Origin of the sequence: Capnocytophaga ochracea DSM 7271, from assembly GCF_000023285.1 — a bacterium.
GTDB classification, from domain to species: Bacteria; Bacteroidota; Bacteroidia; order Flavobacteriales; family Flavobacteriaceae; genus Capnocytophaga; species Capnocytophaga ochracea.
Window position 1 is genome coordinate 2,601,447 of record NC_013162.1, and the last position, 11,479, is coordinate 2,612,925.

General features: G+C 38.3%; 13 protein-coding genes. 8 read left to right on the plus strand and 5 right to left on the minus strand.

Features of this window, described 5'->3' with window-relative positions:
• Nucleotides 1-74: 74 nt before the first annotated feature.
• The 8 genes from COCH_RS11020 (at nucleotide 75) to COCH_RS11055 (ending at nucleotide 6,984) form a co-directional block, all read left to right on the plus strand.
• Complete coding sequence (locus tag COCH_RS11020; RefSeq protein ID WP_009410265.1) at nucleotides 75-1,256, plus strand: proline dehydrogenase family protein; 1,182 nt, start codon at nucleotides 75-77, stop codon at nucleotides 1,254-1,256.
• Nucleotides 1,257-1,675: 419 nt separating this feature from the next.
• Nucleotides 1,676-2,554 carry a cell division protein FtsX gene (locus COCH_RS11025; protein WP_002672636.1) on the plus strand — a complete coding sequence of 293 codons (879 nt, stop codon included), beginning with the start codon at nucleotides 1,676-1,678 and terminating at the stop codon, nucleotides 2,552-2,554.
• 27 nt (nucleotides 2,555-2,581) lie between these two features.
• The gene (locus COCH_RS11030; protein WP_009410262.1) at nucleotides 2,582-2,833 is read left to right on the plus strand and encodes a DUF3098 domain-containing protein; all 252 of its coding nucleotides are present in this window, start codon (nucleotides 2,582-2,584) and stop codon (nucleotides 2,831-2,833) included.
• A gap of 2 nt (nucleotides 2,834-2,835) precedes the next feature.
• Nucleotides 2,836-3,645, plus strand: a complete 810-nt coding sequence (locus COCH_RS11035; RefSeq protein WP_002672638.1) for an undecaprenyl-diphosphate phosphatase — start codon at nucleotides 2,836-2,838, stop codon at nucleotides 3,643-3,645.
• Nucleotides 3,646-3,695: 50 nt separating this feature from the next.
• Nucleotides 3,696-4,469: a phosphatase PAP2 family protein gene (locus COCH_RS11040; protein WP_015783132.1), complete on the plus strand. Its 774-nt coding sequence runs from the start codon at nucleotides 3,696-3,698 to the stop codon at nucleotides 4,467-4,469.
• A 12-nt stretch (nucleotides 4,470-4,481) separates the two neighbouring features.
• Nucleotides 4,482-5,246, plus strand: coding sequence for a class I SAM-dependent methyltransferase (locus COCH_RS11045; protein ID WP_015783133.1), 765 nt, complete (start codon nucleotides 4,482-4,484; stop codon nucleotides 5,244-5,246).
• A gap of 18 nt (nucleotides 5,247-5,264) precedes the next feature.
• Nucleotides 5,265-6,275, plus strand: a complete 1,011-nt coding sequence (locus COCH_RS11050; RefSeq protein WP_015783134.1) for an FAD:protein FMN transferase — start codon at nucleotides 5,265-5,267, stop codon at nucleotides 6,273-6,275.
• Nucleotides 6,276-6,288: 13 nt separating this feature from the next.
• Nucleotides 6,289-6,984, plus strand: coding sequence for a 5'-methylthioadenosine/adenosylhomocysteine nucleosidase (locus COCH_RS11055; protein ID WP_015783135.1), 696 nt, complete (start codon nucleotides 6,289-6,291; stop codon nucleotides 6,982-6,984).
• Nucleotides 6,985-7,062: 78 nt separating this feature from the next.
• Here COCH_RS11055 and COCH_RS11060 read toward each other — a convergent pair whose 3' ends face one another.
• The 5 genes from COCH_RS11060 to COCH_RS11080 all read right to left on the minus strand — a co-directional run bounded on the left by COCH_RS11060 (nucleotide 7,063) and on the right by COCH_RS11080 (nucleotide 11,375).
• Complete coding sequence (locus COCH_RS11060; protein WP_015783136.1) at nucleotides 7,063-7,584, minus strand: DUF7935 family protein; 522 nt, start codon at nucleotides 7,582-7,584, stop codon at nucleotides 7,063-7,065.
• Between the two features lie 6 nt (nucleotides 7,585-7,590).
• Complete coding sequence (locus tag COCH_RS11065) at nucleotides 7,591-8,997, minus strand: TlpA family protein disulfide reductase (RefSeq protein ID WP_015783137.1); 1,407 nt, start codon at nucleotides 8,995-8,997, stop codon at nucleotides 7,591-7,593.
• A gap of 147 nt (nucleotides 8,998-9,144) precedes the next feature.
• Nucleotides 9,145-9,933, minus strand: a complete 789-nt coding sequence (locus COCH_RS11070) for a rhomboid family intramembrane serine protease (protein ID WP_015783138.1) — start codon at nucleotides 9,931-9,933, stop codon at nucleotides 9,145-9,147.
• The gene (lpxB, locus tag COCH_RS11075) at nucleotides 9,918-11,036 is read right to left on the minus strand and encodes a lipid-A-disaccharide synthase (RefSeq protein ID WP_009419110.1); all 1,119 of its coding nucleotides are present in this window, start codon (nucleotides 11,034-11,036) and stop codon (nucleotides 9,918-9,920) included. The genes COCH_RS11070 and lpxB overlap by 16 nt, the downstream gene beginning before the upstream one ends.
• Nucleotides 11,037-11,066: 30 nt before the next feature.
• On the minus strand, nucleotides 11,067-11,375 hold the full coding sequence (locus tag COCH_RS11080; RefSeq protein ID WP_002672653.1) for a hypothetical protein: 309 nt from the start codon (nucleotides 11,373-11,375) through the stop codon (nucleotides 11,067-11,069).
• Between the last annotated feature and the right edge of the window lie 104 nt (nucleotides 11,376-11,479).

Here is an 11,479-nt window from a genome sequence, read left to right on the forward strand (position 1 = left end):
AATTAAGAAAAAGTTTGTTTCTTTCAAAATAAATAGTAACTTTGCCTCAACTAACCTTTAATCATTAAAATATTATGAGTAGATTTTCCGATACCCAAACCGCTTTTGCCCTCAAAAGCCAATCCGAACTCAACTGGGCTTACCGCCTTTTTAAACTTATTGGCAGTAATACCCTTACTCGTGTGGGCACTGCCCTTACCAACTTCTCCTTAAAACTGCGCCTGCCTGTCGAAGGACTCATCAAGCGCACCGTCTTTAAGCAGTTCTGCGGAGGTATCTCCGAACAAGACTGCCTTCCCGTAATCCAAAAGATGCATCAAAAAGGAGTAGGCTCTGTACTCGACTATTCCGTAGAAGGTAAAGAAGACGAATCCTCTATCGAAGCTACTTTCGAAAAAACAATGGAAACCATCGATTTTGGTAATCTCCATCGCAACGAAGGTATTCCTATTGTGGTATTTAAACCTACAGGATTTGGGCGTTTTGCCATCTTCCAAAAACTCACCGAGAAAAAAGCCCTTACCCCCGAAGAAGAAAAAGAATGGGAGCGCATCAAATCTCGTTTCGACGCAGCCTGCAAGCGCGCCTACGAGTATAAAATTCCTATTTTGGTAGACGCCGAAGAAAGCTGGATGCAAACTGCTGCCGATGACCTCGTAGAAGAGATGATGCAGAAGTACAACAAAGAAGAACCTATCGTATACAATACCTTGCAAATGTACCGCCACGACCGTTTGCCTTACCTAAAAGAACTTTATGAACGTGCCGTAGATAAAGGCTTCTACATAGGCGTAAAAATCGTACGAGGTGCCTATATGGAAAAAGAAAACGAACGCGCTGCCGAGCTAGGCTACCCCACTCCCATTTGCCCCAGCAAGCAAGCAACCGACGATAATTATAACGCTGTTGTGCGCTATATTATTGACCATATCGATAGGATTGCGCTCTTTGCAGGTACTCACAACGAAGAAAGTGCTGCCCTAGTAATGGATTTGATGCACAAAAAAGGCTTGCAACCTAACGACAAACGCGTGTGGATAGCACAACTCTACGGTATGAGCGACCATATCAGCTTCAATGCCTCTAAGGAAGGCTATAACGTAGCCAAGTATTTGCCTTTTGGTCCCGTGCGCGAAGTGATGCCTTACCTTATCCGCCGAGCCGAAGAAAATACATCAGTAGCAGGGCAAACAGGACGTGAACTCACTTTGCTAAAAGCAGAGAAAAAGCGCCGAAAAGAAACTGCTAATCAGTAAAAATAAGTTTTTATTATTCGTTGCAACTCTCGTTTTTGCACTTCTCGCAAAAACGAGAGTTCTTTTTATTCCCAATTACTACCCTCTTACCTTCGCTCATTGTTCGTCATTTCTCTATCTGCCCGTTCGAATCGCACCGTCTTTTGTTCGTTCTTTGTTCGTTCTTTGTTCGTTCTTTGTTCGTTCTTTGTTCGTCTTTTGTTCGTTAATTATTTATCCGCCCGTGTGGCTCACACTATCTGCACGTGCGGCTCGCACCTGTTCGTGTGGCTCACACCAGCCCGTGAGGCTCGCACTGTCACTCGCCATTGATTTGGTATTTTTGGCATTATTGGCATTATTGGTATTAAATTAGTTGCTAATTCAAAAAAAAGTTGTACTTTTGCGTGATTTTCTATCTTAAAACAAAAAATATAAGAATGGCACGTTCCATCGATTCATTTAACAAACGAAGATTAATTACCTCCTATTTTTCGGTAATAGTGAGCATTACCTTAGTGCTCTTTCTTATGGGCTTTTTTAGTTTTTTAGTATTAAGTGCTAATAAATTAGCCAATTACTTCAAAGAGCAAGTAACCGTTACCGTCTTGATAAAGGACGACGCTAAAAATGCCGACATCGAACAGTTACAGAAAACTCTTTCGGTAGCGAGTTTTGTAAAGTCAGTGCGTTTCGTATCAAAAGAAGTTGCTGCCGAAAAGTTCAGTAAGGATATCGGCGAAGATTTTGTTACCTTCATCGGTACTAATCCTCTGCAAAACACCATTGATTTAAGCCTAAAAGCCGAATATGCCGAGCCCGATAAGATGCGCGAAATCAAACGTGAGTTAGAGCAAAACTCTTTTGTTACCGAAGTAGTGTACGACCAATCTTTGGTAGCTCTTATCCACGAAAATGTGAACAGAATAGGTATTGTTACATTAATTTTCAGCGCCCTATTCACTTTTGTATCTATCTTGCTTATCAATGCCTCTATTCGCCTCTCCATTTATTCCAAACGTTTTATCATCAAAACAATGCAATTAGTAGGGGCTACGCGCAGTTTCATACGCCGTCCGTTTTTATGGACAAATGTACGCTTGGGCATTCTCAGTGCTCTAATAGCCATAGTGCTTTTCTATCTATCGCTATTGGCTATTGTAAAATCATACCCTGAGTTTAATATCTTAATGGACACTGGTACTTTAAGCATTGTTTTCATAAGCATTATAACCATTGGGATACTCATCAGTTGGCTAAGCACCTATTTTGCTACACAACGTTTCCTAAACCTCAATACCAACGACCTTTATTATTAACCATTAATCATTAATAATTAATCACTGATGAAACATCATTCAACTTTCATTTTTGAAAAGAAAAACTATCTTATTATGGCTATTGGCTTAATAGTAATAGCCCTTGGTTTTATAACAATGAGCGGTGGTGGTAGCGATAATCCCGCTGTGTTCGACCCCTCTATTTTCAATTTCCGACGTATTCACTTAGCTCCTGCTTTGGTACTTTTAGGTTTTGCCATTGAAATTTACGCCATTCTGGTAAATCCTAAAACTGATAAAAAACAAGACGAAAAATAAGAATGAGTACACTGCAAGCTATTATTATTGCTATTATCGAAGGACTTACCGAGTACCTTCCTATCTCATCAACCGCACATATGGGCTTTACCGCTGCCCTTATGGGAATGCCCGACGATGAGTATTTGAAAATGTTTCAAGTCTCCATACAGTTTGGTGCTATCCTCTCGATAGTAGTACTGTATTGGCGCAAGTTCTTCGACTTTTCTAATTGGAACTTCTATTTCAAATTAGCTTGTGCCGTTATCCCTGCTCTTATATTAGGTAAGCTTTTCGATGATAAGATTGAAGCAGTTTTGGGCAACCAAAAAGCGATTGCTATTACCCTAATTGTCGGCGGTATTATCCTTATTTTTGTAGACAATTGGTTCAAACATCCTACGATTCACAACGAGAAAGACATCACAATAAAGAAAGCCGTTACTATTGGTTTTTGGCAGTGTTTAGCAATGATGCCAGGCACTTCGCGCTCTGCTGCTTCTATTATTGGTGGAATGACGCAAGGGCTCACTCGCAAAGCTGCCGCTGAGTTCTCTTTCTTCTTAGCCGTTCCTACAATGCTGGCTGTAACCGTGTATTCTATTTTCTTGAAGAAATGGGGTACTGCCCAGGAGAAAGGCTACGAGCTGATAATGAAAACTGATGAGAGTTTTTGGTTGTTTATCATAGGTAATGTAATAGCTTTTGTGGTAGCAATGATAGCCGTGAAATTCTTTATACATATCCTCACCAAATTTGGTTTTAAAGTATGGGGCATTTACCGCATTGTTATTGGAGCAGTATTACTGATTTATTTCTCAATTAACAATTAATTATCTTTCCCTCCTACCCTTACCTTTTACTTTTTACCTTTTTTCACAAAATGAAAATATTACTTTTAATTGTAGCTTTCTGTTTTATTCTCATTCAATCTATAAAAGCTCAAACCGATAGCTTATCAGTACTCCACGAGTCGGTACTCACAGCCGATACTTTGCAAGTAGCTACTGAAAAACCTAAACTCAAACAGGTATTACTTCCTGCTTCTCTCATTACCTTAGGAGTTATCTCCAACGCTACTTATATCAATCGTTATGTACAACGACACGCTTATAGATATTCCGGCGGACAGAAGTTGCGCTTCGATGATTATATACAGTATCTACCTATTGCTAGCGTCTTTGCTTATAGCAATTTAGGTATAAAAGCCAAGCACAGTGTAAAGGAACGGCTCATAGTAGGAGCTACCGCTTATGCCATTACGGCAGCCTTAGTAAATGGAGTAAAATATAGTGTCAGAATACATCGTCCCGATGAAAGTGCTTACAATTCTTTTCCTTCAGGACACACAGCTACCGCTTTTACAGGTATGGAAATCCTTTGGCAAGAGTACAAAGATGAGAATATATGGGTAGGTATCAGTGGCTATGCTATAGCTACCACCGTAGGTGCAATGCGTTTGTACAATAATCGCCATTGGATAGGCGATGTGCTTGTAGGGGCAGGTATAGGTATCCTTAGTGCCAAAACAGCCTATTGGCTCTTGCCATATACTTCCAAATGGCTTACACGCAAAGAGAAATCTTTAGTACAAATAGCTGTTTACCCCGTTTATTCCGAAGAAATGAAAGGAGTAGGGCTCACCTTATTTCGCTAAAAACACCTTCTAATGGCTATTATTACCACTATATTAAACAAAGTTCCACGCCCTTGGCTTATAAAGATGAGCTATTGGGTGCGTCCGTTTTTAGCTTTCTACTTGCGAGGAAAGAAATACCAAGACCCTATTGATGGCAAGACTTTTAGGAAATTCTTACCATATGGCTACGGCAAAGCTCGCCCCAATGTACTCTCGCCCTCTACCCTATCGCTTGAACGCCACCGATTGCTTTGGCTCTATCTTACTCGTGAAACCGATTTCTTTACACGTGAGCTAAAAGTGCTACACGTCGCTCCTGAACAAGCCTTCTATAAACGCTTTAAAAAACAACCTAACCTCAATTACCTCACCACCGACCTATATTCTCCTTTGGCAGATGTAAAAGCCGATTTGTGTGCTTTGCCTTTTGAAGACGAATGTTTTGATGTGATATTTTGCAACCACGTATTGGAGCATATCCAAGATGATACCCAAGCAATGAAAGAGCTTTATCGTGTGATGAAAAAGGGTGGTTGGGGTATTTTTCAAGTACCACAGGACTACCACAGAGCAATTACGTTTGAAGATAACACCATTACTGACCCGAAAGAACGCACCCGTATCTTTGGTCAGTATGACCACGTAAGGGTCTACGGTTTAGACTATTTTGATAAATTGCGCAGTATAGGCTTTGAAGTAGAGGAACTGCAATATGCTTCCCATTTCACAGCTGAAGAAATAGAACGGTATCGTATTGTTGCTGAAGAAATCATTCCTTTATGCAAGAAGAAGTAAAAATTTAATAATTAAATAATGAAATATCTATTTTTAAGTATCACAATAGGTTTAGTAGCTTGCCAGTCTTCCGTAAAAGATGAAATTCATCTTATAAGTGGGGAAGCGCAAGGTAGTACTTACCACATTAAGTACATTAGCAAAACTAAAGAAGACTTAAAACCCGCCATAGACTCTATTTTACAAGTGATAGATAAGTCTATGTCTACCTATAAAACAGATTCTGACATTTCTAAAATCAATGCAGGGGATAAAAATGTAGTGGTAGACGAACATTTCAGAAAGGTTTTTGAAGCCTCTCAGCAAATATGGCAAGAAAGTGAAGGTTTGTTTGACCCTACGGTAGGTGTATTAGTAAATGCTTGGGGGTTCGGTAAACAAAAGATAACTGAGGATAAACTCCCCACAGATGAAAGAATAGCAGAACTAAAAAAATATGTAGGCTTTAATAAAGTACATCTCACAGCCGATAACCATATTGAAAAAGAGTCTCCTGAAATACTGTTTGACTTTAATGCCATAGCACAAGGCTATACCTCCGATGTAGTTGCGGCTTTTCTCAGCTCAAAAGGTATTGAGAATTATATAGTAGAGATAGCAGGTGAGATGTATCTGAAAGGAAGGAACATCATAGAGAACAAAGCGTGGACGATAGGCGTAGAAAACCCTATCAAACCTTTGGACGACCGCGAATTGGTAGCTACTATACAATTTACCAATCAAGGATTGGCAACCTCTGGTAACTATCGCAAAGTATGGACAGATAGTAATGGGCGCAAATATGTACATTCTATTAACCCTATTACCGGACGCGCTACCCAAAGCGATGTGCTCAGTGCTACAGTAGTTGCTCCTTCCACTATGTTTGCTGATGGATATGCCACTATGTTTATGGTAATGGGATTGGAAAAGAGCAAAGATTTCTTAGAGAAACACCCCAATATGGCTGTACTTTTAGTGTATAGTAACGAACAAAACGAAGAACTTACCTTTAAGACGAAGGCTTTTGAAAAATTAATAATTCAGTAAAGATTTTTTATTTATGAAAATAGGAATTATAGGTGCAATGGAGCTTGAGATAGATAGTTTAAGAGCTTCTATTCAGTCTTGCAAAGAAACTAAAATAGGGCGTTTTGTTTTTTATGAAGGTTCTCTTAATGGGATAGAAGTAGTATTATTACTTTCAGGTATAGGTAAAGTAAGCGCTTCGGTTGCGACCACTTTACTTATAGAAAGATACAATCCATCGCTTATTATTAATACAGGTACTGCCGGAGGCTTAGGTGATACTTCGGTACACGATATAATCTTAGCTAATGAAGTACGCCACCACGATGTAGACGTTACGGCTTTTGGGTATGAAATAGGTCAGCAAGCACAAATGCCTCCTGCCTTTATTGCTAACACACAATGGACAGAAAGACTAAAACAAGTAGCCGAACGATACAGCCATACACTTCACTACGGACAAGTAGTAAGTGGAGACTCTTTCATTTCCTCGCCCACCCGACTACAAGAAATTGCTAATACCTTCCCTAAAGCAAAAGCCGTAGAAATGGAAGCAGCAGCTATTGCTCAAACCTGCTATTTATTAAACATTCCATTTGTAATGCTTCGCGCTATTTCTGATAAGGCAGGCGAAGGGAATGCGGTATCATATGAGACTTTTGTAGTAGAGGCAGGCAAACTGTCTGCAACTATTATAAAAGCATTCTTAGCCTCTATCTCTGAAAGATAGGGAAAGTACACATATAACAAATAAGGGATTGAATTATGTAATTCAATCCCTTATTTTTTTATACTTACAGAAATATTCCTATTTTAAAAACTGACGTACTTCTTCTTTTAAATGGCTTAGTGCATTAGCCGAAGGAGTGGCTTTCTCTACAAACTCTTTAAATATAGCTTCTACCATAGCTTGTGAGTCTTTTACTTCTTCGGTTAGGGCTACTTTACGAATCATTTGGATAGTAGCCATTTTAGCAGTACGAATAATATTCCATAGCTTTTCACTGAGGTATATTTGTTGTGCTAAGTTATGTTCAAATTCTTCATCAATAGAGTTTACAAGCAATGTTTCATACTCTTTCTTAGAAAAGTTATGAGGAGGAATGCGCAAAAATAGCTGTTGAGGAGACATTCGCTCTAAGAAAAGTGTCATTCGCTCGTATGCTTGCAAGCGGATAGGCATTGTGTACTTTTGGTTTTCTTTATGAAGAAGAAATAATCGCTTTTTATCTTCATTTTCAATATGTATTCTAAAAAAATAAAAGGCTACCGCTCCTACAATAAGAGCCGGAACGCAATACATAATAAAGGTAATAATCTGGTCAGACATAAATAATTAAGATTCTTTTGATAATAATATTTTTTCTAAGTTTGGACTGAAAATATCTTCAAAAGCGGATATAATACGTCCGTTTTTATCTATAATTACTGATTTGTTGATATTATTGATTAAAAACTTTTGCGACAAATCTATGAAATTGATAGAGTGATATTGGTCAGTCCAATCGGTATTTGAGATTTGTTTGCGCCATTGAGTTTTATCCTGCCCTATATCAATGCCTACAAACTTTACATTGGGAAATAGCTTCTTTAACTGGCTCACTCTTCCGAAGATAAGTTTAGAAAGCTCTTTCTGATTGACCGACCAAAAGTAATAAATAGTTACCTCCGGCTGTTGTATTTCCGAAAACTTAGTAGGTTCACCGTTTGCATTAATCAAATCAAAATCGGGAGGAATTCTTCCCGCTTGTAGTGCTATTACGTTTCTAAATACCTTATCTAATTCGGCTTTATACTTGTTATCTTTGTTATACTTAGCAAATTTATCGAAGTAATCTTTATACTCGGTGTGTTCTTGGATATTAAAAATATAAGCATAAGCTGCATTTCGGTATAGGTTATCTCTCAAACTTCCCTTGGTAAAAAGACTATCGATGATTTTAATCTTTTGCAAATGGAAACCTAATTCTCTACTTACATCTACCAAAGTGTGAGTATCATAGGTGTATTGAGTAAAAGCCAGATTATTGACATACATTACCATATACCTATAATAGGGTCGGAAATACTCTAAAAAGCTATCGTTATAATTAATTTGTTTACGATAGTCGTAAAAGTTATAGGGTAGTAAATCTACGATTGAAATGTTGTTCTTATTTTGATAAACAAAAGGATATATCTCCATTTCTTTATAGATAGGAAAAGTAGCGCTTACTAAGGCTAAATCTTTTGCTTTCTCGGTGAGCTGAGGATTTAGTTTGAGAAAATCATCATACTCCCGTTTTCTTTCTTGATATAAGGAATCACTTTTGTTTTTGTACTGCATAGGTGGCAAAGAATGAAACTTCCTAAAAACTTCTTCTTGCGCATCTGACATCTTAGATTGTGAGAGTAAGAAGTTATTAATAGCAGAGCCTTTACCCGAGAATGAAATACTTTCTTCAAAACTTAGTGCATTGGCATACACTACCACACTGTCCTTAGGTTCTACATACACATATTGATACTTACCATCTGTTTCAAAGTTAAACAACTCTCCTTCGGTTATATTTAGGTTAAACAGGAAAGTTTTATTCTTATCTAAATAAGCAGTATCTATAGGAGTATCATTGCTGTATAGAACAACAAAAGAGTCCTTTGCATTAGGGAAAAAGCCACTTATTATAGTAGGCTCATTATGCTTACCCTTGCAAGCGATTAAAGTGCTTAAAAGCACCCATAATATTAGCCGATTCATCTTCATCACCAATAAGCATTCAACTATTTGGGGGCAAAAATATAACATTATCTAAACACGGTGAGTTAAGAATATGTTAAAAATATACCCACTACTAAATATTAACATTTATTAGTAATTCGCTGTTTGAATTAGCTTCTCATTGATAGCAAATTAGCTTTCTTTCTCCTTGCTCACTTCAAAGAGGAATTTCTTTTCTTGGTCGGTTAAACTTGCATAACCACTGGCACTGATTTTCTCTAACAGTTGATTGACCTGATGTGCTCGTATCTGTTGTTCTTCTGAAACGACTTTCTTTTCTTTTTTAGGAGACTCTTCTTGGGGCGTTTTTGCTTTTTTAGGAATACGAAAACTGTACTTTGAAGTAAGTCCTGCGAATATCCCTCCTAAAATACCTCCGAAGTGGGCTATCTTACCTCCTGTGTTTACTGATATATTCAGTATATCGAAAAGGATAAAAGCCAATATAACGTACAGCAATTTTATTTTAAAGGTAAAAATATAGACATTATAGGAGGGGAACAGGGTTACCACAAAGGCTAAGGCTCCCATAACAGCAGCTGAAGCTCCTAAGAGCATCGTATTATCAGTGAAGGAGGGGAAGAAGTGACCTATGGTTAGAAAAGTGATTCCGCCACCTATAATCCCAAAACTATACGCTTTTACAAATTGTTTTCCGTTAAAGAGATTGAAGAAAATATGCCCTGTGAAAAATAACAGGAGCATATTCCAAAATAGGTGTTGAATGCTTACGTGATAGAAAGCATAAGAAATGAGCGTCCAAGGTTGTTTTAAAAACAGAGGTAACGATTGAGGCATACATAGCCACTGATTAAGCTGCTCTTGTGTTACTTTGTTAGTATACACTACAAGTTTGCTTATACCCAATAGCAATGTACAAGCCACAATTACGCTATTAGCTGTGTTTAATTTTCCTGACATTGACGTAATATTAATGAGGCTGTTTTTTCGCTTGCTCCTTCTCCGCCTAACCTTTCTCTCAACAAAACATAATCTTTAAACACTTCGTAACGGTGCCTATAAGTAGTGAGCTTGTTAAGCTCAGCTTCTAAATTCTTTTTAGTAAGGTCACCTTGAATAAGCTCAGTAACCACAGGCTTATCCATAATGAGGTTTACTAATGAAATGTACTTGAGCTTGATAATGCGTTTGGCTATATGATAGGAAATCCAATTGCCTTTGTAGCACACCACTTCGGGGACGTTGAGCAAGGCGGTTTCTAAGGTAGCCGTACCACTGGTTACAAGCGCTGCATAAGATACTGAGAGCAAATCATAAGTTTTACCGCTTACAAAATGCACGTTTTCTTCTTTGATAAAACGTTTATAGAAGTGATAATCAATTGAGGGGGCTCCTGCTATTACGAACTGATACTGATGAAAATCATCGACTATAGAGAGCATTATTTTTAGCATCTTGGCTATTTCCTGCTTTCTACTACCTGGTAAGAGTGCTATAATAGGGCGCACATCTAAGTTATTTTCCTTTTTAAAAGTCTGCTCATCTACTTCTTTACGCTGTGCAATAGCATCGAGCAAAGGATGACCAACAAAATGCACGCGGTATTGGTGTTCTCTTTCATAGAAATCTTTTTCAAACGGGAGTATGACGTACATAAAATCTACATCGCGTTTGATTGCTTTTATGCGGTTCTCTTTCCAAGCCCATATTTGTGGTGAGATGTAGTAATGAGTAGGGATATGTTGTTGTTTAGCCCATTGGGCAATGCGCATATTAAAACCGGGATAGTCTATAAAAATAAGGACATCGGGGTTGAACTGGGTGATATCTTTCTTACAGAAATCGATATTGCGCAAGATAGTGCGCAGGTTCGTAATCACTTCCCAGAAGCCCATAAAAGCGAGGTCTCGGTAATGCTTTACTTGTGTACCTGCCACCTGTTGCATTTGGTCGCCCCCCCAAAAGCGGAATTCGGCTTTTGGGTCTTTTTCTAATAGAGCTTTCATTAGGTTAGCACCGTGCAAATCACCAGAAGCCTCGCCTGCTATAATATAATACTTCATTTTTCTGCGGTTTGAAAGTTTAATACATTATTAGTTTTTAATAGCGGTATTGTTTAGATACGCTGTGATGGCAGCGTGGTAAACTGATGAGGTGCCTTTTTTGACCTTAGGTAATACTTCATAGGAAGCCCTGAGCTGTGGGTCTTTAAGGACGAGCTGGGCATAACGCACGGCTTCTTGGAACTTAGTGCGACAGCCTAATTGAGCTTCGGAAGCTGGTACGCGGGACTTAGAAGGAGCTTTACAGACTACTGTTTGTCCTTTAACTTTTCGGAAAACGAACGTTTTACCAATCATACCAGAGAGTCCGTTTAAAATAACATTTCGACTTCTTGCCATAATACAAATTGTTTTTTGGAATTAATAGTGCAAAGGTATGGCAAATTTTTGGTATATCAAAATTGGTGTGAGCCACACAAACGGGTATAATTAGTAAATTAGCA

Bases quoted from the DNA above. Each gene is read 5' to 3' on its own strand.
- COCH_RS11020 (WP_009410265.1), top strand. From the start codon at position 75: ATGAGTAGATTTTCCGATACCCAAACCGCTTTTGCCCTCAAAAGCCAA.
- COCH_RS11025 (WP_002672636.1), top strand. From the start codon at position 1,676: ATGGCACGTTCCATCGATTCATTTAACAAACGAAGATTAATTACCTCC.
- COCH_RS11030 (WP_009410262.1), top strand. From the start codon at position 2,582: ATGAAACATCATTCAACTTTCATTTTTGAAAAGAAAAACTATCTTATT.
- COCH_RS11035 (WP_002672638.1), top strand. From the start codon at position 2,836: ATGAGTACACTGCAAGCTATTATTATTGCTATTATCGAAGGACTTACC.
- COCH_RS11040 (WP_015783132.1), top strand. From the start codon at position 3,696: ATGAAAATATTACTTTTAATTGTAGCTTTCTGTTTTATTCTCATTCAA.
- COCH_RS11045 (WP_015783133.1), top strand. From the start codon at position 4,482: ATGGCTATTATTACCACTATATTAAACAAAGTTCCACGCCCTTGGCTT.
- COCH_RS11050 (WP_015783134.1), top strand. From the start codon at position 5,265: ATGAAATATCTATTTTTAAGTATCACAATAGGTTTAGTAGCTTGCCAG.
- COCH_RS11055 (WP_015783135.1), top strand. From the start codon at position 6,289: ATGAAAATAGGAATTATAGGTGCAATGGAGCTTGAGATAGATAGTTTA.
- COCH_RS11060 (WP_015783136.1), bottom strand. From the start codon at position 7,584: ATGTCTGACCAGATTATTACCTTTATTATGTATTGCGTTCCGGCTCTT.
- COCH_RS11065 (WP_015783137.1), bottom strand. From the start codon at position 8,997: ATGAAGATGAATCGGCTAATATTATGGGTGCTTTTAAGCACTTTAATC.
- COCH_RS11070 (WP_015783138.1), bottom strand. From the start codon at position 9,933: ATGTCAGGAAAATTAAACACAGCTAATAGCGTAATTGTGGCTTGTACA.
- lpxB (WP_009419110.1), bottom strand. From the start codon at position 11,036: ATGAAGTATTATATTATAGCAGGCGAGGCTTCTGGTGATTTGCACGGT.
- COCH_RS11080 (WP_002672653.1), bottom strand. From the start codon at position 11,375: ATGGCAAGAAGTCGAAATGTTATTTTAAACGGACTCTCTGGTATGATT.